The sequence below is a fragment of the Sulfuricurvum sp. genome, assembly GCF_019163035.1.
Taxonomy (GTDB): domain Bacteria; phylum Campylobacterota; class Campylobacteria; order Campylobacterales; family Sulfurimonadaceae; genus Sulfuricurvum.
This window is the reverse complement of sequence record NZ_JAFLKV010000069.1, coordinates 15819-37108: the sequence shown is the minus strand read 5'-3', so window position 1 is coordinate 37108 and position 21290 is coordinate 15819. Positions and strand designations below refer to the sequence as shown.

The window sequence follows — 21290 nt, the reverse complement described above, 5'->3', positions numbered from 1 at the left end:
AGAAGTACATCCTCTAAAATCGCTTTTTCGCACAATCCGCTACTATCAAGATTAATCAACAACTCCCCCTGCGCACTGGAAAAGATACGGTCATTTAAAATGACTTTCAAAAAATCCCCCTCATCGAGTTCAAGGGTCTCTTTCATCTCTCTCAACTCATCCTCTTTCGGAAAAGTGACATCAATTCGTCCGTCTTTGCGGTTCCCTCCGATCACATAAAAGGCTCTGTCTTGGCGATTTTTCAAATAATTTTTAAAATTAAAAAAGAGGGTGAGGATATCTTCGCTCGCGTAAAATTCATTTTTAACTTTGTCCCACTCATCGCTTTGGATACTCTCTCTCCATACTATTTTATTAGGATGATCGAAAGTATAGATTTTAGTCGTCTTTTTCGAATCGGTACGACGGATTTTGATGTATTTTTTCGGAACGAGCACTCCATTGATAATATGTCCGTGACTCTCATAGGTTTCGATACGGTTGTTGGTGAGCAATTTTGCCACTCCGGTGGTACGAACTTCGATACGGATGGAGTAGGTATCGTCCTCGCGAGTCTCAAACCGTGCATCGGCGATCCCCATCGTTTGAAATATGCCGTATGAGACTTCATAGGTTGCACTGATGACTTTGGCAATCAGCATTTGAGAAAGGAGCAGAAGTAGTAAAACGATTATTTTCATGGCGTAATCCTTTTTATGCCAGCATAAGGTCTAATCGTGAATTTTTCGTGAACTATAAACTAAGCAATAGTGATCCCGCCCCTTTGGAGACGATCCCGATCGGCACTTTTATCCCCTCTTCCATGTGGTCGGCGAAAATGCGATTGAGCCACACCCGATTGGTCTGTACTTTTTGGAGGATGAGATATTCCTCTTTATCAATCGTAAGGGTCATATACGAGCCGATAAAGACATTGAGCGGCTGTTTTTCCCCCTCAGGGAGGAGAACAAATCGGAGTGTTTTTTTCGTCGTATCTACGGTAACGTTATCGACTTTGCCATATCCGCGTGCACTGAAATAAAGTGACACAGCAGAGGTAAGTATTTTAGAGCGGATCGAATCCATCGTAGAGAGTTCAGCGCCTTGGAGCGTGCCTAAGAGTAAAAAAGTGATTAAAATCAGACGTTGAAACATAATTATCCTTGCAAATTAAAAACGCAATTATAACTATCTCCCTCTAAAAGAGCACTTCCCTATGTTACTTTTTACGGGTACACTATCGCTTATTTTTACTATTAGGATTTTAGATGACTCAAATCATTGTTATTGCCGTTGTTGCTCTCCTGTTTTACGTCCTCTCACGGAGCTTTGCCCAAAATCAGCACACCTACTCCAAAAATCAGTTTGCAGGGTTTAAACTGACCAAAGAGAACCTCGCCTACAGTGAACTGGGTCTATTTGTTGCCCTCAGTGCCAAAGTAGCCAAAGCCGACGGACGGGTTGATGAGCTCGAAGCGGAGTTGGTTAGCAATATGTTCAACGACATCAGCGCCCTCTTCCCCGATCCTGAAGGGACCAAAAAACTCCTCAAAGAGATTTTTGACGAGGAAAAAGATGCGCCTCATAACATCGATCCGGTAGCACAAGCTCTCTATAAAGCGCTCCAAAACGATCTGCACAAACGTCAAAAAATGATGGAGTTTTTAGTCCATCTCACCTACATCGACGGAACCCTCAGCCATAGCGAAGAGGAGATGCTCGGCGTCATCGCTAAACACCTCCGTTTCAGCGAAGCTGATCTGGCATCGATGTTGGAGCGCTTTGGGGCACATCATCGCAACAGTGTTAAAGAGAGCTCTATCGACGGGGCTTATGCCCTTTTGAATCTCGCTTCTACGGCGACCAACGATGAAGTTAAAAAAGCGTACCGATCACTTGTACGAGAGTATCACCCCGACATCATCAAATCACAAGGTGCATCGGATGAGTATCTCAAAGAAGCAACCGAAAAAGTGCAAGAGATCAATGCCGCCTACGAAATGATCAAAAAATCGCGCGGAATCTAAAGGAATCGTATGGAAAAGAAAAAAGTTCTGAATATCGTATACTGGTTACTATTTATAGGTCTCGTTGGCATATTTGCCTATACCAAGGGGTGGATTCTTACTAATTTCGAATCAATCACCCCTAAACAGGCACAAGAGCTTATCAAAACGGGTGAAAATGTAACCATTGTAGATGTTCGTACACCCGATGAATTTACCCAAGAGCACATCGAGGGGGCACTTCTCATCCCGTTGCAAACACTCGATAAGAATCTCGCTCTGATAGCCGGTGTCAAAAACCAAAAAATCATCGTGTACTGTCACAGCGGAAACCGAAGTGTAAGCGCTTCACGGATCCTCGCCAAAAACGGTTTTACCCCTCTGAATCTCAAAGGGGGAATTAGTGAGTGGAAAGCCCGAGGGCTGAGTGTCATACACTAGATCTATTTTACCAAAGGATTATTATGCCGTTATCACCAGAACTTAAACACTCTATCAAGGAATCTACGGAGATTTATCGCTCTGAAATCACCCAGATCAATACTTGGATTTACGAAGAAGGCGATGATAATCGTTGCGAAGAACTCTATTTACTTCGCGCCCTATCCACCATCGCACATGGGGGAAGGATAGGGTTATTTGATGATACACACACAGAAGAGGACCTCGAAGAGATTGCCCAAGAGGTAAATCGCCATTTTCCCCATAAAGATGATGCCGAACTATACGATGACCTCTCTATATTAGAAGATGATGTAAGGGAGCGTTATTTTGCAAATCCTGTGCAGGAAAAAGAGTCGATTTTGAGTGAATTAAAACTCAGTTTTTCCTAAAAAACAACTTTATTCCGTCCTCTCTCTTTTGCTTTATAAAGTTTATCATCTGCCCGATTAAGAAGAGTTTCACCCTCTTCATTCCCCTCGAGAATAGCAACACCAAATGAGCAGGTGACATGTCCAACTTGGTCGAAATGTTCACTATCAATCACTTTTCTTAGCATCTCAGCAACGCGAATCGCTTCGTCCAAATCAGTATCGGGCAACAATAGGATAAACTCTTCTCCTCCCCATCGAGCAACAATATCACTTTTTCGAGTTCGTTCTTGGACAAGTAAAGCAATTTGTTGAAGAACTGTATCTCCCATCAAATGACCGAAGTGATCGTTTATATTTTTAAAATGGTCAATATCAAAAAAGATAATACCTAACGGCTTCTCTGTACGCTGTGCGATATTAATCGCGTGCTGATACACCATTGTAAAATGGAGTCGATTAGCCAAGCCCGTTAGAGGATCAGTTATAGTTTGTATTTGCATCGTCGAAATATCATTAAAGATAACAACGTAACGTGTATCTTCATTGACTTTCAAGACAGAAATTCGCACTTCGAAAACGGTCGATACACCATTAACCGTTATTTTAGCTTTATGTGATTTGAGGGGGTGATCAAGCATATATTCTGTCCAACGCTGATCATCGTGTAGCGGCATAAGATACTCATCGGTATCACCCGCTTCAAAAAATTCACAAACACACAAATGATCATTTTTGAATGATTGGACATTTGGATAATTAAAATATTCTAACAAAGAGTTGTTGGCAGCAGTTAGATACTCCCCGTCCGTTACGATAACGGGTGAGGGAATAACATCGAGTATCGTTTGGCTATACCTCTCCTGAAAACTCATTTTATGGGTAATAAACGTATAAATTCTATCGACCAATACCCCAACAAGTAGGCTTAACATAATCACTATGAGGACTGAAGCAACGATCATATGCCGCGCATGAGCATGAAAATCACTGGTAGGGCGAATAAACATAATCGCCCCTAATAGCTGCGATCGGTAATCTTTAATCTGAATAGTATTAACTTCATAAGTCTGATTGGTATGAATAGCAATACTATGCTGAAGTTTGTTATAGGTCTCAGCATATTTTTGCAGCAAAGGGCGATAAGATTCCGGGATATCAATACCGACATGCTCCCCTATTCTAACCAAATACTCTATTCTTCCGAAAGTTCCTAACGCTTTTTGATTGACAAAGAAAAATGAGTCGTATCCGGCAAAACGATGAATTTTATCGCTAAAATAAGAAGCTGAAATACCAAATTCAACCAAACCGATATAGACCCCTTGATCAAATATCGGAACAAGTATTCGAAAAGCAAGTCCCTGTCGTCCCTCTTCGAAGCCTGCAATACTTTGACCGCTTTTATGCGCATAAGCAACCATCGAACGCTGAGCCGCAATGTTATCGCCGTATACGAGAGGCTGATGAAGTCTCAGCAACGATGTACCATCAGCATTATGAAATTGCATAACACTAAGCCACGGATTTTCCCGTTGCATTATCTCCCAACGCGGGCGCATAATGGTATAGAGCGTATCATGATCTTTAGTACGAAATGCCTCAATGACCCCGACAGCTTTGAGACTGGTTTCGGCTCTGGAGTCGTAATAGGAAATTATGTCCTTTATTGTTTCTTTGTAGGTACGATATACATTTTCATGCGCTTCATTGAGGAGCCGTTCATTCTCTTGCTGCTCATGATAAAGGTTATAAAATGTAACTGCTGAAGCAACGGTTAGAATCAAAAAAGTGATTAAGAAAATAATTTTATATTTTATATTTTTCATCTTTTTCGCCTTATGAATTTGCCGATAAAAGATCATTTTGAAAAGCTTCAAAAGCTTCAACCGATAAAGGACGGCTGAAATAATATCCCTGATATGCATGACAACCAAATGAAAGAAGGGTATCCATCTGCTCTTTGGTCTCTACCCCCTCAGCGATAACGGATAGCCCCATACTCTCCGTTAATGCAATCGTTGATTTACAAATGATAGCATCGTTTGGATCAGTTAGAATATCACGAACAAAACTTTGATCGATTTTTAGCTGATCGAGAGGAAGCCGTTTCAAATAGGAGAGAGAAGAATACCCTGTTCCGAAATCATCGAGTGAAAAACGTACCCCGTGTGATTTTAGTCGCTCCATTTTTTCAATAACCTCTTGAATATTTTGAACCAGTATACTTTCCGTGAGTTCAAGCTTCAGCCGTTTCGGATCAGCACCGCTTTGCTCTAATATAGTCAAAACCTCATCCGAAAAATCTTTTTGATTAAACTGACGCGCGCTCACATTGACTGCTACGCTGATGTGTAAAAAATTCTCACTCTTCGACCAAAGAGCAATTTGCTTACAAGCTGTTTTTATAATCCATGCGCCTAAGGGGACGATCAAACCTGTTTCTTCGGCAAGGGGAATAAATTCAATCGGAGGTACCATTCCACGCTCTGGATGATTCCAACGAACCAATGCCTCAACTCCATACACACGGCAATCTTTATCAACTTGAGGTTGATAATATAGGAGAAACTGCTCCTCATCGATCCCTCGACGAATCTCCTCTTCCATCAATGCACGTGCCCTCAACGATAGCTCCATGTTTGGGTCAAAAAAGCTCAGGGTATTTCTCCCTGCATCTTTGGATTTATACATTGCTAGATCTGCTTGTTTCATTAGTTCATCATCACTTGTACTATCTCCATTAAAAAGGGTAATTCCAATACTGGCAGAGGATTGATACGGTATACCCTCAAGTTCATACGGCTCACTCAATGCTGCCAAAATGTTTTCACCGATCAATTCACACGTTGTAGCCGCATATTTTTCATCACTTCCTAAATCGGATAAGAGGACAACAAACTCATCGCCACCCAAGCGGGCAATACTATCTCCCTCTCGTACGCATCCTATAAGGCGCTGGCTGGATTGTTTAAGAAGATTATCCCCAATAACGTGTCCTAATGTATCATTGAGCGTTTTAAAATTATCCAAATCAATAAAAAGAAGAGCGTTAAATTGATTATTACGACTGCTTAACACCATTGCTTGGTTCAATCGATCTATCAACAAGGTCCGATTAGGTAAATGAGTAAGAGAGTCATAAAATGCGAGTCTATTAACTTTTTCTTCAGCTATTTTACGTTCCGTTATATCGGTGTCGTTACCCCGATATCCTATTAGCCGTCCATCTTGTGCCACAACAGGAAGTGCATTTGTTGTTAACCATACACTTCTCCTCTCTTTGCTGATCGAATGATTTTTTACATTTGTAAACGTCTCTTTGCGTTCAAATTTCTCCATAGCCATCTCTTTAAATAACTCTTTTCCATTTTCATGGTGCAAATCATAAAAATATTTACCGATAAGCTCATCACTTTTATACCCCAACACATTGTAAACAACATCACTGAGATAAATGTATTTCCCGTGTTCATCCACTTCCCACGTATAAGTTCGACTGTGGCGTGCTAGTTGTTCGAGACGCTGCTGACTCTCAAAAAGGTCACGTTGCTGATTTTGTATCCCATCGTCTGTCCGACGTAATAGAAGATAGATAAAACCGATCACCAGTCCTATCAATGTAAAACCTATAAGCCCACCCATAACCACTGTATCGAAAAATTCGACGTTTTCATCGGTGGTATTGTTGATAACGAGCAGGTCACCAATCTCTTTACCGGAAACATCTTTAATCGCTATAAAACTCAGACGATACGATTCCCCATTGCTATAAATATCATCGTCAATTTTTTCATGTTTATGTCGTAAACCGGTTTGAGTGTTTGCTTTCTCCAAAAGAGTGATAGGAATTTTTCCGAGTGACGAGTAAACCAATACACTATCTTTTAACAGGTCCCAGTTCGCATCGCGTGAAAGCGATCGCATCCCATCTTCCCATGCACTACGCTCAAGATAACTCTTACGAAGCAATACTCCCATATGGATATCTGACTGAAAATGAAGCTGATCGATTACATCCTCAATCTCTTTTCCCATCTCAATATATCCAAGGAGTTCATTATCGATAATAACAGGCTGTACTACCCGTAATGTCAATGTCCCCATAGTTCCGAGTTCAATACCTGATGATGTTTTTCTACTCCATTCTGCTTCCAGAGCGGTAAAACGGTTGATAATATCCCCTTTTTTGAGAGGCTTATGTACCCTTAGGAGACATACACGGTTCTTATCCATAAAATAAAAATGGGTGAGGCGGTTTTCTTCTTTCATTTTAGCAAAAGTAGGTCCCCATTGCATGAGAAGCGCTTTACTATCCCCCTCGCGAAGAGCTTTCTGAACAGCAGGGTCAGCCGCAATGGGTTTAATGGCTAAAGAGAGGGCAGAAGATTGTTCACGAAGCAACATTTCCATGCTATGGTTGATTTCAGAAATGCTTCGAAAAAAAGCATCGTGTAAACCATGACGGTGTAGTTGGTAAAGTAAAAAGGTGGTTATGATGACACAAAAAATGATCAACGCGCCTAAGGGCTTCATCAACCGATGCATTAACGGCTTCGGATGTATCCTATTACGATCGTACGATCTCCAAACCTGTGTATCTTGTTCGCTCACTATTAATCACTTTATCTAAAAATGTTATTGTTTTTATTTGTTATAAGAATACCGAGTTGATCCTTTGGAGCTTCTTATAGCAAAAAACGACATCTTTATGTGATGGGTGAAACCTTATCTCTCTAAATAATAGAGAGCTGAGCGTATCCGGCAGTTCTTGCGAGATGAAGCTGTGCATCGGCTTCATTTATCGTCTCATTTAATGAGTCTTCATGATCAACGATTGCACCGATTGAAATACTCATAAATATCTCTTCTCCCATGGAACCGAGCAAAGGGCTAGACGCCACTTTATGCCGAAGATAATCTAGGACTTCAAACCCTTTTTCCCGACCCGTATCTTTGAGAACGATACAAAACTCTTCTCCATCAAAACGGGCTATCATGTCTCGATATTCGACATTGGATCGGAGTATTTCAGAGACATGAATGATTGCAGAATCGATAAAATCGTGGTTGGTACTTTTAATATCATCGATAGCGACCATTGCCGTTACAAATTCTTCATCTCGTGCAACAGCCTCACTAAAATAAGGGTTCATAACACTAAAAAAATGGCGACGATTGTATAAACCGGTCAAAAAATCACGATGCGAATAGTTCGTCAGAGCATCAATGTTCTCCAACCCTTCAATCGCATTATTTAACCGACACGAAAATTCCTCTTTACTGAAGGGCTTGTTGATAAAATCATTTGCTCCCCCCTTGAGAAACATTGCCGAAATATCCGAATCTTCGCTCGAGGAGAGGACAAAGACACTGAGCTGGTTTTTGGTATACCTTTTACGCACCGCTTTGGTCAGTTCCAATCCGTCCATTACCGGCATATTGTAATCGGTGATGATGATTTTGATATCGGGATTCTCCTCCAAGATGAGTAATGCTTCTTCACCGTGTGCGAGGGCAAAAACTTGAAAAAATAGATTTCCAACCATTTTTTTCATCTGATTACGAAACACCACCGAATCATCCACTACCATCACTTTGTGATGACGATTTTTCAAAAGCCGCTTGATAATCTCGATCACATAATCGATATCATCAATCCCCCCTTTGTGGACGTAATCGATAATATCTTTTTTGAGCATTGCTTTGCGAAACTCTTTATCGACACTTCCGGTCAAAACAATAGAGGGAATGTTTTTTTTGAGCATTACATCCACGATCTCACCGTTTGGAGCATCAGGGAGGTTGAGATCGAGAATCGCTAACGTATAGCTATATTTGTGGGTAAACAGCTCCGCTTCTGAGAGCGAATGGGCTATATCGATATCGATGCCCAGTTCACTTTTAACTTTTAGGGAAATCAACTTTGAAAGTGTTTTGTTATCATCTACCAGTAAAATACGTTCAATCTTTGCTGCACTCCCCATTAGCTAAGAGTGTCCATTGAGTGCAGTAATTCTTCCATTTTATTATCGACACTTCCTACATAGGTAGTAAGATCCATCATTTCGTCCATATTTTTATTAAGCGACTCACTGTTGTCGTTGATCGCTTGAATCAGAATGTTTATAGTAGCGGTTGTTTCCGCAAGACTTTTCTGGGTACGTTCTGCGAGTTTGCGAACTTCATCCGCAACAACCGCAAAGCCACGACCGTGTTCACCTGCCCGTGCCGCTTCGATCGCAGCATTGAGTGCGAGAAGATTTGTTTGATCTGCAATATCGCCGATGGTAGTCAAAATTTGTTTTGTCTCTTGAGCATTGCCTGCGAGATGCTGAAGATTCTCAGAGAGTTCATGTTCTTTGCTTGCAACACCCTGAATTCGCTCAACCGTAGTGTTTATCATACCGTTTAGCTCTACAAATTGGTTGGAGCGGAGAGATTCTAACGTATTCTTGAGTTGTTGGGTATTGTTGTTAAGTACCTCTTTGGCTTCATTGTTTTGATATTCCATCGATTGCAAAGCGGCACCCAAATCATTTATTTTTCCCAGCATTTCAGCCATTTTTCCCTCAACCTCAACGTTGGCACGGGTGGAAAAGTTCCCCTCGCTTAGTGCTTCGAGCACTTTGATGGCTTGATCGAGATTTTTCTCTGTCGCATCTAGCATCGCATTCATCGTTTTTTTCAAAAGATGGACATGAGGGGTTTTCGAATCACTTGCTACACGGCACATATAATGACCACGTCGTACTTTATCGGCGAGAAGTACCATCTCTCCCGCTACTTTGGTATCTTGTTCTAAAACTTTTTCATGTGTTTGAGCCAAATGATTTAATTTTTCTTCCATACTCCCGGGTTCTGCCGGATGCGGTTCCATTTGATTGCGTTTAAACTGCATCAACTCTTCAAGCTCGCTCAACTGCTGTTCTAATATTTCAGAACCCGACGATGATGCACTCATCCCTATCGCTGTTCCCATAAGGATAACAATAACACCTGCGCTCATCCAAGAAGAACCAACGGTAATCGTTAATACTAGGCCCACAATCCCTAAAACCGATAAAATGATTATTTTTGTACTATTATTCATACCTTCTACTACCCTTACTTATCGCATTGTTTTATAAAGCGTTTCTGCTTTTTGGATCTCAGCCGATGAGGCTTTACGACGACATGACATATAGCCGCCCTCACCATCACCACAAGCGATATTTGGATAGACAGTGGCGAATACCCAATAAAAACCACCATTTTTAGTAGCGTTTTTGACGTACCCTTTCCATACTTTTCCACTTTTTACGGTGTCCCATAAATCTTTGAACGCTGCTTTTGGCATATCGGGATGACGAACAATGTTGTGCGGCTGTCCAATCAACTCTTCGAGAGTGTAACCGGCAATCTTGCAAAAATCTTCATTGGCAAAAAGGATCTTCCCTTTTGAGTCAGTTTGCGATACCAAAAAATCGGTATCGTTGAGTGTGTGCTCCATCTATTTTCCCTCAGTCAATTATTTCATTATGTCTGTTGATAATGCGCTAGTATAGATAAAAATCCCCTTTAACTAAGAGAAAATGTATCTGATTTAATCAGAAAGCTTGTAAATCAGGCGTCCTGCATACTCCATATAGAGACTTTTTTTACGGTTTTCGATCATATTTTCATTCGAAAAAACATAGCGATCAATAATTTTATCAAGTGCTTCTTCATCATGATGTTCCATTAACATTATCTCCATCGCTGCCATTTTAGCAATCATGGTGTCAAATTCATGTCGTACGATATCGAGGCTTACCTGCTTTTGGATATCCCAATATTTTGATTCGGGTGTCCCTCCGAAAATATCGTTTTCATCTTCAAAAAGTGCGTCATACGATCCCATTTTAGAGTTCCTTTTTTTTAATCTTACGATTGTAATAAAATTCTTAAAATTTTTGTACCGTTTTTACGGTTATTCATCCGGATTAAGTATTTCTAGCTTTTTGTAAATACCACAAAACGACAATAACGACGTACAAATGATTACGTTATCCGACTATTATACTTAAATCGAAACTATAGCACAAGGAATGTTTATGAGTTGTACAAAATGTCAGACCCTTCCGTCAATTTCTACCAATGGAGGAGATGTTATTATCAGTTGTGACGTCCCAGAATTGGCTACCAAAATAGGAGATTTTTTAAAGACAAAAAAGATCAATTTTGACCATCAAGACTCTCAAACTCTGATGGTGAGTGTGGAATGTTTCGAATCGTTACTAGAGTATCTCTGTTTAGCCAATCAATTTAATAAACTCGAGAGAGAGGGGATAAAACTACTCTTTTTAAAACATTCACAAATGCTCACACCAAGTATTCTAAAAGAGATGAAAAGTCTCCAAAAGTACAAAGATTTAATGGGTGCGACTGAACTCTCAAACTTGATTACCAAGGGGGCTCTGACCACTCATTTTCAACCCATCGTTGATTTGAAATCGGATACGATTTATGGGTATGAGTCTTTAGCCCGAGGAGTAAGCGATGAGGGGAATCTCATATATCCCGACAAACTCTTCACATGGGCGCGTGAGGGGGATATGCTCTTTTATCTTGATCGTGCATGTCGAGAGTCATCACTCAAAACCGCTGCGGTCAAAAATATAAAAAATAAAGTTTTTATCAACTTTATTCCCACCGCCATATATGATCCGGAACACTGCTTACAATCAACCGTCAAATGGGCAAAGCAGCTCGAATTTGACCCAAAAAATATTATTTTTGAGGTGATAGAGAGCGATCATGTTGAAGATTTGGATCATCTCAAGCGGATTTTAGATTTTTACAAATCGCAGGGTTTTATGGTCGCGCTCGATGATGTCGGAAGCGGCTATTCCTCACTGAATATGATTGCCAAACTTCTCCCTAACATCGTTAAAATCGACCGCGCTATTATCGATCATATCGACACCAACGAAGTGAATCAGTCAATTTTTCGCGCCATTACTCAAATTGCCCATGAAAACAACATTATCGTCCTTGCCGAGGGGATTGAACGTCTCGAAGAGGTTGCGTTTTGCAGTGCTAACGGAGCTGATTTGGCACAAGGGTATTATTTCGGTCGCCCTAATGCTGAACCTATTCGAAAACTCAGCTAGAGTGGAATACGCTTATCGAAACCATAACCGGATAATCGCCCCGCCTAAAAGTGCGTAGGCGAGCTCTTCTAATCCTCCCATCCATCCACCCAATGCTCCCAATGCAAGAATGAGAGCGCTATAGAGCGGAGCCGTCGCTTCACGAAGCTCTTTTTTCATCATTTCATACTGCAACGATGATAGCTGAACATTCAGTTCACCTTTGCTAGCACGCTCGATTACATGACGGAATGCCGCTACATCAGTCGGAATACGCTTGATCTCATCGATCAGTATCTCTATGATGGAATCTTTCATCCCTAACGCGCGGGGGATATTGTTCTGTAAAATGGGGAGGATGTCTTTAATCCCGTTGAAATTCTCGATATAGGTGGTTCCAAGCCCCTCGATGATCGCACTCACACGGAGAATATAAATCGCTTCTTGAGGGAGCTTAAAGGGGAGATTTCGGGTCTGTTCCAACACCTCAAACGCCAATTTTTGCATACTACCGCTGTCGAGAGCATCGTTGCCGAAGATATCAAACATCCGCTCAGTAAATTCCGCAAGTTCTGCCGCAGGAGCATCATATGCGACGGTTCCTAGACGCTTTGCCGCACTTACATACCCTTCAAAATCACGCTCGTTCGCCGCTTTAATCAGCTCAATGATCGCGATACGGGTATCGTTGGGGACCCGCTTTACCATTCCAAAATCGAGCAGTACCAGTTTCCCCTCAGGGTTGATAAAGAGATTACCCGGATGAGGGTCAGCATGAAAATACCCTTTTACCAGCATTTGGTCCGTATAAAAACGTACCAGCTGATCGATGAGAGGATGGATATCTATATTGTGTGAGAGGATAGCTTCACGATCATCAAACCGCCACCCCTCCTCAAAACTCATCACCAACGCATCATCACAACTAAGAGAGGGATAACAGCTCGGAAACAATATCCCTGAATCTTTGTACATCTGTGAAAATTTTTCGAGATTGGAGCGCTCATGGTTCAAACTGCACTCTTGCACAATCATAGAGGAGAATTCGGCAATCACCGATTCAATGGAGTGACGAGTGGTCTGGGTAAACAGAGGTCGAAAGAGACCGTTAAAGAGGCTCAATATCCGTATATCGGCACGAACCCATCGCTCTATCCCCTCGCGTCGGAGTTTTACCGCTACCTTGGTCGTATCGTCGATCCACGCGGCGTGTACCTGACCGATCGATGCAGAGGCGATGGGAATGCTCTCGAAACGGAGAAAAGGGGACGTAGGAAATGCTTTTGCCACCACCCGCTCGTATGCGGCATGACTCATCGGGGGCAAATCATCGTGGAGTGTTTTCAGAGCATTCAAATAAGGCTCATCGAAAAAGTCGTTTCGGGTTGCCAATACCTGTGCCAGTTTAATAAAACTAGCCCCTAATTCGGTAATAGTCGAAGCAAGCTTATCAGGAGTGAGCGGTGAAAACCCTCCAAAACTTTCCCTCTTTTTGATCAACAAATAAAATGAGAGTAAAAGCCGAAATACGCTCCAAAGTCGTAGCGGAGAATAGAGTCTCACGATCGTAACGCTTCAATATCCTTTTTCGTCGCAATTCCGAGTTCTTCGATCACCTCTTTGATCGCTGTTTTCAACTCCTCTTTGAGACGTTTCTCTTCTTCTTCCCCTTTTGTTTTAAGACTTTCTAAGAAGCTTTTCGTATCAGTAGTGTTGAGTTTCCCTTTCTCTTCTAGCTTTTTGAGTTCTTCTTCAACTCGTTCTTTAAGCAACAGTGCACTCCCCATACCGGTATAGAATAATTCTTTTAACATTGTTTTCTCCTACGCTTTAAATAAGAACAGTATAAAGGAAAAAAAATAATGCCGGTATCGTTTTTTTGTCATTCTATCTTCTATTTTATTTTGCAACACAGTTGCGACACTAAAGGGAAATAATTAGTGTATCCGATCACGCAGGAGGTTGCCATGCCATTGTCCTATTCTTCCTTGCACGCATTTCGAAGTATTGTCGCATCGACTATTAACGATACCGACATTATTCTCATCGACTCTACTCCAACACTGTATCGCTATTGCACGAAAGGGCAATACCAAAAACATGCTAATATGAAAGGGATCTCTTCGTATCCCAATCGCTATGGAAGCTCGGTAGCTATCACCAACAACGGAGAGTTTGGATTGGTATGTGACCCCTCAAATGAACGAACTCTTTTTTTATCGCTTGACCCGATCAAAATTCTTACCAGGATCCCTATTGAAAAACCCGATGTTGTGTTGTTCAGTGATGATAATTTCTATTTTGCTATCGGAAGCAGCACTGGTAGATTAAAAGTGTATCAAACTCTCCAGTGCACCCTATTGTGTGAGGTTCATCTCCCCGATGCTATCGTATGTGTCGCGTTCTCAAAAGAGGGGTCGAAAGTTGCCATTTCGACAATGGATAAAAAAGTCCATCTCCTCTACATTGCGACTAAAAAAATTGGACATGTTTTTCGCCTCGATGATATCGTCGAGGCGATCACCTTTTCAGCGGATAATAATAAGATATTAGGGTTTACCCGTCTGGGTTCCACCTATGTGTTTAACATAATGCTCAAACAGCAGTTTTTAGGCGACCCGCTCCTCGAATGGCCCACCCATATTGCGTCCGGTTTTAATGACCATGTGATATTGCTCGGTTCACGAAGCAATCAGCTTTTAATCTATAACAACTCCGATGGAGTTAAACTGGGAACAATCAGCTTTGATTTTTGGGGAATTACCTCAATCAGCGCCTCAGCAGAAAAAGTTTTTATCGGTTTTTCGGATGGAAACGGATTGATTATAGAACTTCATGAACTCCTCCAAGAGGCATTCAACGCGATCGAAACCAATAACATAAGCAAACTCTCCCTCTTAGCTGCAGAGAGTCCATTGCTCTTCGTCAACCAAGATTTATGCCGCCAAATCGAAAATGCCTATGAGAGTGTTTTAAATTTTCACCCCTCCAATAACGATGAGCGAAAAGGGTATGAGAAGATTGTTTCGTTGATGATCGCCGACAGTGCGATACGAAAAGAGCTGATGCACAACCTGTATGCTTCCGAGGATATCGCCCCCTTTATGGAAGAAATTTTTCAGGGAAACGCCCAACGTGCCTGTGCAAAAGCGTATAAAGCCCCTCTTTTGCGCCAACTCCGAGAGTTTCATGAAGTACGCTCAAACTGCCTAAGCGAGCTTATGATGGAGATAAAACTGCTCGAAATCGACCCTGAAAAGTTTAAAGAATATATCGAATCGGTTCCTCCGGGATGTTCTGCTTGTGTTCATAGTATTATCCCAAGCCCTGACATCCTAGAAGAAAACTATAAAAAGCTCCTCTCCTGTGCTACGGCGAACAACTATTCGGCACTTATGGAGATTACCGAGCAATATGGGGTCTTGCGGCAAACGAAAGTGTATCGCCGTCTAATGAATGCGGGAGAAGCTTTGATTGATAAAATACTGATGATGATCGCTGCGGGAAAAATGAACGAAGCTGATATTTATGCCTCTAAATTAACACGAATTAAACCTTTTGCCCTCACTGGTAATGATTTTAAAAACCAGATTAAAGCGTACGATTCTTTTGAAAATGCATCCAAAACAAACAATCTGATTAAACTCTTTGCTTTGGCATCCGAATATCCGGCGCTGAAAACAACCGAATTATTCAGAGAACAACTCGAAAATTATAAAAAGAATGTCCTCATCCCCGCCTCTTTACTGACGAAAAGGGGGGAGGTATCTAAAATTATCTCTCTTATCACACCCTACTCTGGCATAGAATATTTTGAAGAGAAAAATTTGCTTCTTCTCAAAAAAGTTCTCATCCATGAAATAAAGCTGTATGCCCCTTTGAGAGAAGAGCAATCCTTACTTGATCACTACCACGAATGTTTTGGGTGGGATGAAGCGTACGATCATGTTTGCTTAGCGTTGGATATCGTGCCGAATCCCTCTCAGAAACTCGATGAGATAAAAGAAGAATGCAAGAAAATAACCACATTTTTAACAGGAGAAAAAGTTTTGAGAAGCTTACAAGAACATGAGGATACAGATGAATACTGAAGCATTTATGACCCACACTAACGTAAAACAACTCAAAGAGATCGGATTTACGTTGAGTGTATTGTACGTCGAAGATGATTTGGAGATTCAACAACAGTTGAAATCATTTTTTTTACGCTTTTTCGGAAGAGTCGATACCGCTAACAACGGAATAGAAGCATTAGATCTCTATAAAAATAACTCGTATGATTTGATCATTACCGATCTGACTATGCCACAAATGGGGGGGATGCAACTTACCTCCGCCATTCGAATCCTTAATGCTTCCCAGCCCGTTATTGTTGTTTCAGCCTATTCCGAAAGTGAAAAACTGATCGAGCTTATCAATATCGGTGTGGACGGTTTTATCCTCAAACCTGTCGAAATAAATCGCGTCGTAGAGACACTCCTCAAATCAGCTCAAGCGATCTATGATCGTGAAATGGTTCACTATTTCAATACATTGCTGGAACGAACTAATTCGGAACTACGTGCAAGCAATATAGAACTCGAATCGACTCTCAATCAACTGGGACGATTACGAGAAGAGTGCAAGGGAGAACTTATTACTGATATATTTGTGCCTATAATCCCTATGTGTGGACCAAGTTTGGAGGAGTTTTATACCCTCAACGATACACTAGAATTAAACCGCACGAATGAAGATCTGGAACAAATTGAAGATGATTTTAACCTTCTATTGGTCAGTTCGGATCGAAAGACCACCGAAAATCTCATTCTGTCGTTCAATCAACTCCTTAGAGCATACGCTCATGAAATTCATCTCATCCCTCAATGTCATGAACTGGGATATGCCCTAATGCAGATGTCTAGGCGAATCGATGGGATTAAAACAGAAAATATCGATACAATTGAGTATCTTATTCCACTCATTACTGCTTTATTTGATTATTTAGAGCAATGGCGGCGCGGTATTTTTGTTTATCACAATGTTGATAACGTCCATTTTATGGATGACTACCTGATCAAAAAGATTACTGAAATTGAAATGTCTATTGAAAATTAAATGACCGATAAAGAAGAACTATTAACCACTATCATCGACCATGCAATCTCGAAAGGAGCTCCTATAATCGGATGGCAATATTCTGAAAACGGTAAAGTTATCATTCTCAGACATAATGCGATTCCCCTCTATCGCATCAATCTTTTCCAAGCGATGGATTTACTGATACATCAATACAATCTAAGCAAGCAATACAGTTTTATTTATACCCAGACAGCAAAAAAAATCGAACCACCTTTATCTACAGAACATCAAGCCTCCAAAACTGCCGATGAAACCTTTGAGGGTAAAACAATCGAGCTATGTAACGCAATCATTCTAAACTCGTCTCAACCCTTTAATGTAGATGCTCAAAATAAAATTTATAATGCTATTCATAAAGCTAATCATGGCAAACATGTATCACAAAATGATTTTTTAATGCTCCGTACTAGACTCACTGAGCACTATAACAATATCCATCTCTCCTCGAATGACACAAAAGAAAAAGAGAATCTCCGAAAAGTAATCCGCTTTTTCGACAAAATGCGGTACAAAGATTTTACTGAGTTATTTTAACCACATAAACTTCTCCTAAACGCAAAATTGCAACATACTTGCCACACTAAGAGATTAAACTTTCACGAAACATCCATCGTCAAGGAATACCATGATCTCAAAAATTGTGCTTACCTCTATCGCTTTTACCTCAACTCTTTTGGCATCGAGTCCGATCCAAACGATCAACATCGAGGGGAATCTCAAAGTTCCTACTAAATTCTTGCAAAAAAACATTCAGAACCATATCGGGAAAATCGCCGATCAAAATGAGCTCAATGCCATTATCCAAGACACCGAAGCATATTACCGAAAACACAACTATACACTCGCCTACGCACAGGTTCAGCCGCAAGATGAGAGCAAGGGTATATTCAAAATTGTTGTCGGAAAATACGCTGATTTTAATGAACGCTCAATTGGGGAAATGAAACGCCGAACCATCGAAAAAGGGTCTATTAATCAAATCTTTTTTGTCGGCAATGAAAAAATATCTACCTACCGCCTTATGAAACTCATAGAACCTTCACTCGGAAAAACAAACGATCAGACCCATCTCGATGAAATCGTTAAGGAAGTTGAAAACTATTACCGTGAGCACCGATATGAGCTTGCTTATGCTCAGGTAAAAAAGGTGGATGAACAAGGGATAGTTACTATTGAGATTAAAAAACACCCTAATTTTAAAGCCCTCTATGCCTATCAGGGTAAGAACTAAGATGGACGACTCTAACACGTTTCTACTCATACTGCCCCTTATAGGGTTTATGAGCCTGCTGCTTTACGTAACACGACCAAAAGCATTTCGATAAAAATAGTATTTGCATACTGAGTGCAAGTATTGCGACATACTTGCAACTTTAAAAGATTATAGTGTGACTATGAAAAAGATGTATGATCATTTTACCGAATACGAATGCCTCAATGCCATCGGAAATTCATTGAACCTTATTGACATGATCACCGAAGTGATCACCACCTTCGTCCGATGCAGCGGTGCACGGGGAGGAGAATATTTCGAAACTACTTCACCTCTCACCCCTCTCGTTCATTTTGGAGAATCGTTTGATCATAAAGATACCTACACCGAAAATATTCTTCAACTGCCGGTTGCACAGGGAAATTTTCTTTTTTTATTCGATCACGAGATAGGAGTGGAAAGCGCTGGGCTAATGCTCTCAAAATTCAAAACAAAACTCTCTAACGCAATCGATTCGTGTCTAAATGTTGAAAATCTTCGGAGTTTAACACTTCAGATCAGCCTCGAAAAAAGTAAAAATGAAGTAACCGAACAACTAATGATTTCTCAATCACGTCTGGCGATTATGGGAGAGATGATTGGAATGATCGCCCATCAATGGCGTCAGCCCATTACCGTTATCGGGATGCTAACCAATAATGTCCTCATCGATATCCAAATGGGAGGACTCAAGCAAGATCGCCTCATCAAAGATCTCGAATCGATAGATAAACAGGTCCATTTCCTCTCACACACCATCGACGATTTTAGAAATTTTTTCCGCCCCAATAAACTTCCTCAAGCAATTACTTTTGGTGAAATCAAAAGTGAACTCATCAGCATCATCGGTAAAAATTTCGAAAACAATCGTCTAACACTACAATTTGAAGGGAAAAGCGATATCCATTGTGTCACCTATAAAAATGAGCTTTTGCAACTTTTCTTAAACCTGCTTAACAATGCCAAAGATGCATTTATGGAACATACGATCCCCTCTCCCCTGATCCGATTTGAGCTCATTGAACACCCAAGTTCCCTTCAGTTTCTCGTTAGTGACAATGCCGGAGGGATCCGACCTGAAATACTCACCCATATATTTGAACCTTATTTTAGTACTAAAAGTGAAAAAAACGGAACAGGATTGGGGCTTTATATGTCTGCTATTATCGTCGAAAAGCATTTAAAGGGCGCTATTTCCGTCTCCAGTGACAATGGTAATTCTACCTTTAGTATTACCATCCCTAAATCAATCGATCAAAAGGGGTGTGATGTTTACTAAACATGATACGTTCGAAACATTACGTGAAACCCTCATTTCGATAGGAAAAGATATCTCTATCCTTTATGTCGAAGATATATTCATGATACGAGAGGAGTTTACCCTCTTTTTGGAGCGTTTTTTTTCGACAGTTGATACCGCAACCAATGGTGAAGAAGGGCTAAAAAAAGCATTAAATCGCCATTATGATCTTATTATCAGCGATATTGAAATGCCTAAACTCAACGGTTTGGAGATGATTGAACAAATCAAAGAGCACATTCTTGATCAAGCAGTACTGATGATATCTTCTCATCAAGAGTCCACTATGCTTCATCGCAGTGTCGAGTTGGGGGTTGATGGTTATCTGTTTAAGCCCATCAATCCGTTGCAAACCCTCAAACAACTCATCAAAATTGTCTATCAAATCAATCAAAAAAAAGAGAACAGTGATTATAAACACCACCTTGAACAGCTTATAGAAACAAAAAATAATGAACTGCTTCATACGTATAGAGTGGATCGTATTACGAAACTCTATACCTTGGGACAATTCGAGCATGACATCCTGAGCACTTCAGATCTCTCACTTGTTTTGTTTAAAATTAACGATTTTAAAAGTTTGAACGACTTTTACGGTTACGAAGTAGGGAATTCTATCCTTTGCCAATGTGCCGATTTTTTACGTGAAATGACTTCCGGTCTCAACGATGCAAATCTCTACCGTATCAGCGGAACCCACTTTGCCCTCCTTTCCCCTATGGATAGCTATGATCTCGAACGGTTTGCCCGTTTAACGATTCATATGTTCGAAGAGCGTGAAATCCGTGTAGATACGGAACTGATGTATCTCGAAATGACAATAGGAATCGTCGATCGAAAAGACGGTATTTCTCTCTCAAATGGCGATAAAGCACTCCGAGAAGCCCAACACACAGGTAAAGTGATCGTCTATTCCCATGACGAGGATAAAGAAAAATTACATTCTAATAAACTAAAATGCAAAGACGACATCAAACGGGGACTCAAAGAGGGGCGTTTTTACCCCTACTATCAGCCCATTATCGATAATGCTACGGGTAAAATCATTAAATACGAGGCTTTGGCACGTCTAATCCTCCCCGATGGTGAGGTAATAACACCAATAAACTTTTTACCTATCTCAAAAGAGACTAAAACCTACCCTCAAATCAGCCGAATGATTATCCAAAAAGCGATGAAAGATTTTGAAAATTCCGAATGTTTCATCAGTATGAACCTCTCCATTGATGACATTAAACATCCACAGACTAAAGATTTTCTCTTTAAGCAAATCGAAGCGTTCCCTCAGCCTGAACGATTGGTTTTTGAGTTACTTGAATCAGAAGGAATTGATTCATACGATGAACTGGGTGATTTTTTCAGCCGCCTTAAATCATACGGATGTAAAATTGCAATCGATGATTTCGGGTCAGGATACTCAAACTTTGACCATCTGGCGAAATTAAATATCGATTACATCAAAATAGACGGTTCCCTGATCATCAATATCGATAAAGATTTTGTTTCTCAAACCATTGTCGAAATGGTGACATCATTTGCCAAAAAACTGAACCTAAAAACCGTTGCCGAATTTGTCGGAAACAGGTCGGTTGAATCGATGATCGTATCAATGGGGGTCAGCGAATCGCAAGGGTATCTGTTTGGAGCCGCGATTCCCTACAATCCCTCCATGCGTTTTATCCAATCCCTCTAAAAGTTAAGCTATAA

Annotated in this window: 20 protein-coding genes; 10 read left to right on the top strand and 10 right to left on the bottom strand. The window is 40.8% G+C overall.

Going from position 1 to position 21290, the window contains the following annotated elements:
* Together JZU62_RS05700 and JZU62_RS05695 are read right to left on the bottom strand one after the other, a co-directional pair.
* Positions 1-680: DUF3108 domain-containing protein (locus tag JZU62_RS05700; protein WP_295012764.1), on the bottom strand; the 680-nt coding region annotated here is incomplete at its 3' end.
* Between the two features lie 52 nt (positions 681-732).
* Positions 733-1134: a hypothetical protein gene (locus tag JZU62_RS05695; RefSeq protein ID WP_295012762.1), complete on the bottom strand. Its 402-nt coding sequence runs from the start codon at positions 1132-1134 to the stop codon at positions 733-735.
* 113 nt (positions 1135-1247) lie between these two features.
* Between JZU62_RS05695 and JZU62_RS05690 the strand changes: the two genes are divergently transcribed.
* The 3 genes from JZU62_RS05690 to JZU62_RS05680 are packed head-to-tail and all read left to right on the top strand — an operon-like array spanning position 1248 to position 2818.
* Positions 1248-2006 (top strand): DnaJ domain-containing protein, encoded by a 759-nt coding sequence (locus JZU62_RS05690; RefSeq protein ID WP_295012761.1) that lies wholly within the window; start codon positions 1248-1250, stop codon positions 2004-2006.
* 9 nt (positions 2007-2015) lie between these two features.
* A complete protein-coding gene (locus JZU62_RS05685) occupies positions 2016-2426 on the top strand; it encodes a rhodanese-like domain-containing protein (protein WP_295012759.1) in 411 nt (136 codons plus the stop codon).
* 23 nt (positions 2427-2449) lie between these two features.
* Entirely contained in the window at positions 2450-2818 is a 369-nt protein-coding gene (locus JZU62_RS05680; RefSeq protein WP_295012757.1) for a hypothetical protein, read from the top strand.
* Here the strand turns inward: JZU62_RS05680 and JZU62_RS05675 are convergent.
* From JZU62_RS05675 to JZU62_RS05650, 6 genes are all read right to left on the bottom strand, one after another.
* Positions 2815-4626 carry a diguanylate cyclase gene (locus JZU62_RS05675; RefSeq protein ID WP_295012755.1) on the bottom strand — a complete coding sequence of 604 codons (1812 nt, stop codon included), beginning with the start codon at positions 4624-4626 and terminating at the stop codon, positions 2815-2817. The genes JZU62_RS05680 and JZU62_RS05675 overlap by 4 nt on opposite strands.
* Before the next feature lie 10 nt (positions 4627-4636).
* Positions 4637-7204: an EAL domain-containing protein gene (locus JZU62_RS05670; protein ID WP_295012753.1), complete on the bottom strand. Its 2568-nt coding sequence runs from the start codon at positions 7202-7204 to the stop codon at positions 4637-4639.
* A gap of 329 nt (positions 7205-7533) precedes the next feature.
* Entirely contained in the window at positions 7534-8784 is a 1251-nt protein-coding gene (locus tag JZU62_RS05665; protein WP_295012751.1) for a response regulator, read from the bottom strand.
* Complete coding sequence (locus JZU62_RS05660; RefSeq protein WP_295012768.1) at positions 8784-9203, bottom strand: methyl-accepting chemotaxis protein; 420 nt, start codon at positions 9201-9203, stop codon at positions 8784-8786. Before JZU62_RS05660 ends, JZU62_RS05665 begins: the two co-directional genes overlap by 1 nt.
* A gap of 705 nt (positions 9204-9908) precedes the next feature.
* The gene (locus JZU62_RS05655) at positions 9909-10289 is read right to left on the bottom strand and encodes a PAS domain-containing protein (protein WP_295012749.1); all 381 of its coding nucleotides are present in this window, start codon (positions 10287-10289) and stop codon (positions 9909-9911) included.
* 93 nt (positions 10290-10382) lie between these two features.
* Positions 10383-10679 (bottom strand): DUF2018 family protein, encoded by a 297-nt coding sequence (locus tag JZU62_RS05650; protein ID WP_295012747.1) that lies wholly within the window; start codon positions 10677-10679, stop codon positions 10383-10385.
* 193 nt (positions 10680-10872) lie between these two features.
* Between JZU62_RS05650 and JZU62_RS05645 the strand changes: the two genes are divergently transcribed.
* Positions 10873-11931 (top strand): EAL domain-containing protein, encoded by a 1059-nt coding sequence (locus JZU62_RS05645; RefSeq protein WP_295012745.1) that lies wholly within the window; start codon positions 10873-10875, stop codon positions 11929-11931.
* Positions 11932-11943: 12 nt separating this feature from the next.
* Here JZU62_RS05645 and JZU62_RS05640 read toward each other — a convergent pair whose 3' ends face one another.
* On the bottom strand, positions 11944-13473 hold the full coding sequence (locus JZU62_RS05640) for an AarF/UbiB family protein (RefSeq protein ID WP_295012743.1): 1530 nt from the start codon (positions 13471-13473) through the stop codon (positions 11944-11946).
* Complete coding sequence (locus JZU62_RS05635) at positions 13470-13724, bottom strand: hypothetical protein (protein ID WP_295012741.1); 255 nt, start codon at positions 13722-13724, stop codon at positions 13470-13472. Before JZU62_RS05635 ends, JZU62_RS05640 begins: the two co-directional genes overlap by 4 nt.
* A 153-nt stretch (positions 13725-13877) precedes the next feature.
* Here JZU62_RS05635 and JZU62_RS05630 point away from each other — a divergent pair, with 153 nt between their 5' ends.
* The 6 genes from JZU62_RS05630 (at position 13878) to JZU62_RS05605 (ending at position 21276) form a co-directional block, all read left to right on the top strand.
* Complete coding sequence (locus tag JZU62_RS05630) at positions 13878-16001, top strand: WD40 repeat domain-containing protein (protein ID WP_295012739.1); 2124 nt, start codon at positions 13878-13880, stop codon at positions 15999-16001.
* Positions 15991-17007, top strand: a complete 1017-nt coding sequence (locus tag JZU62_RS05625) for a response regulator (RefSeq protein WP_295012737.1) — start codon at positions 15991-15993, stop codon at positions 17005-17007. The genes JZU62_RS05630 and JZU62_RS05625 overlap by 11 nt, the downstream gene beginning before the upstream one ends.
* On the top strand, positions 17008-17565 hold the full coding sequence (locus JZU62_RS05620) for a hypothetical protein (RefSeq protein ID WP_295012735.1): 558 nt from the start codon (positions 17008-17010) through the stop codon (positions 17563-17565).
* A gap of 91 nt (positions 17566-17656) precedes the next feature.
* Entirely contained in the window at positions 17657-18262 is a 606-nt protein-coding gene (locus tag JZU62_RS05615; protein WP_295012733.1) for a POTRA domain-containing protein, read from the top strand.
* Positions 18263-18425: 163 nt separating this feature from the next.
* Positions 18426-19562: a HAMP domain-containing sensor histidine kinase gene (locus tag JZU62_RS05610; protein ID WP_295012731.1), complete on the top strand. Its 1137-nt coding sequence runs from the start codon at positions 18426-18428 to the stop codon at positions 19560-19562.
* Positions 19552-21276: an EAL domain-containing protein gene (locus JZU62_RS05605; RefSeq protein ID WP_295012729.1), complete on the top strand. Its 1725-nt coding sequence runs from the start codon at positions 19552-19554 to the stop codon at positions 21274-21276. The genes JZU62_RS05610 and JZU62_RS05605 overlap by 11 nt, the downstream gene beginning before the upstream one ends.
* The last annotated feature ends 14 nt before the right edge of the window (positions 21277-21290 follow it).

Coding starts and splice junctions, on each gene's coding strand:
- JZU62_RS05615 (WP_295012733.1), top strand. CDS start 17,657: ATGATCTCAAAAATTGTGCTTACCTCTATCGCTTTTACCTCAACTCTT.
- JZU62_RS05605 (WP_295012729.1), top strand. CDS start 19,552: ATGTTTACTAAACATGATACGTTCGAAACATTACGTGAAACCCTCATT.
- JZU62_RS05625 (WP_295012737.1), top strand. CDS start 15,991: ATGAATACTGAAGCATTTATGACCCACACTAACGTAAAACAACTCAAA.
- JZU62_RS05685 (WP_295012759.1), top strand. CDS start 2,016: ATGGAAAAGAAAAAAGTTCTGAATATCGTATACTGGTTACTATTTATA.
- JZU62_RS05690 (WP_295012761.1), top strand. CDS start 1,248: ATGACTCAAATCATTGTTATTGCCGTTGTTGCTCTCCTGTTTTACGTC.
- JZU62_RS05665 (WP_295012751.1), bottom strand. CDS start 8,784: ATGGGGAGTGCAGCAAAGATTGAACGTATTTTACTGGTAGATGATAAC.
- JZU62_RS05680 (WP_295012757.1), top strand. CDS start 2,450: ATGCCGTTATCACCAGAACTTAAACACTCTATCAAGGAATCTACGGAG.
- JZU62_RS05660 (WP_295012768.1), bottom strand. CDS start 9,203: ATGATAAACACTACGGTTGAGCGAATTCAGGGTGTTGCAAGCAAAGAA.
- JZU62_RS05670 (WP_295012753.1), bottom strand. CDS start 7,204: ATGTTGCTTCGTGAACAATCTTCTGCCCTCTCTTTAGCCATTAAACCC.
- JZU62_RS05645 (WP_295012745.1), top strand. CDS start 10,873: ATGAGTTGTACAAAATGTCAGACCCTTCCGTCAATTTCTACCAATGGA.
- JZU62_RS05655 (WP_295012749.1), bottom strand. CDS start 10,289: ATGGAGCACACACTCAACGATACCGATTTTTTGGTATCGCAAACTGAC.
- JZU62_RS05675 (WP_295012755.1), bottom strand. CDS start 4,626: ATGAAAAATATAAAATATAAAATTATTTTCTTAATCACTTTTTTGATT.
- JZU62_RS05695 (WP_295012762.1), bottom strand. CDS start 1,134: ATGTTTCAACGTCTGATTTTAATCACTTTTTTACTCTTAGGCACGCTC.
- JZU62_RS05650 (WP_295012747.1), bottom strand. CDS start 10,679: ATGGGATCGTATGACGCACTTTTTGAAGATGAAAACGATATTTTCGGA.
- JZU62_RS05635 (WP_295012741.1), bottom strand. CDS start 13,724: ATGTTAAAAGAATTATTCTATACCGGTATGGGGAGTGCACTGTTGCTT.
- JZU62_RS05620 (WP_295012735.1), top strand. CDS start 17,008: ATGACCGATAAAGAAGAACTATTAACCACTATCATCGACCATGCAATC.
- JZU62_RS05610 (WP_295012731.1), top strand. CDS start 18,426: ATGAAAAAGATGTATGATCATTTTACCGAATACGAATGCCTCAATGCC.
- JZU62_RS05630 (WP_295012739.1), top strand. CDS start 13,878: ATGCCATTGTCCTATTCTTCCTTGCACGCATTTCGAAGTATTGTCGCA.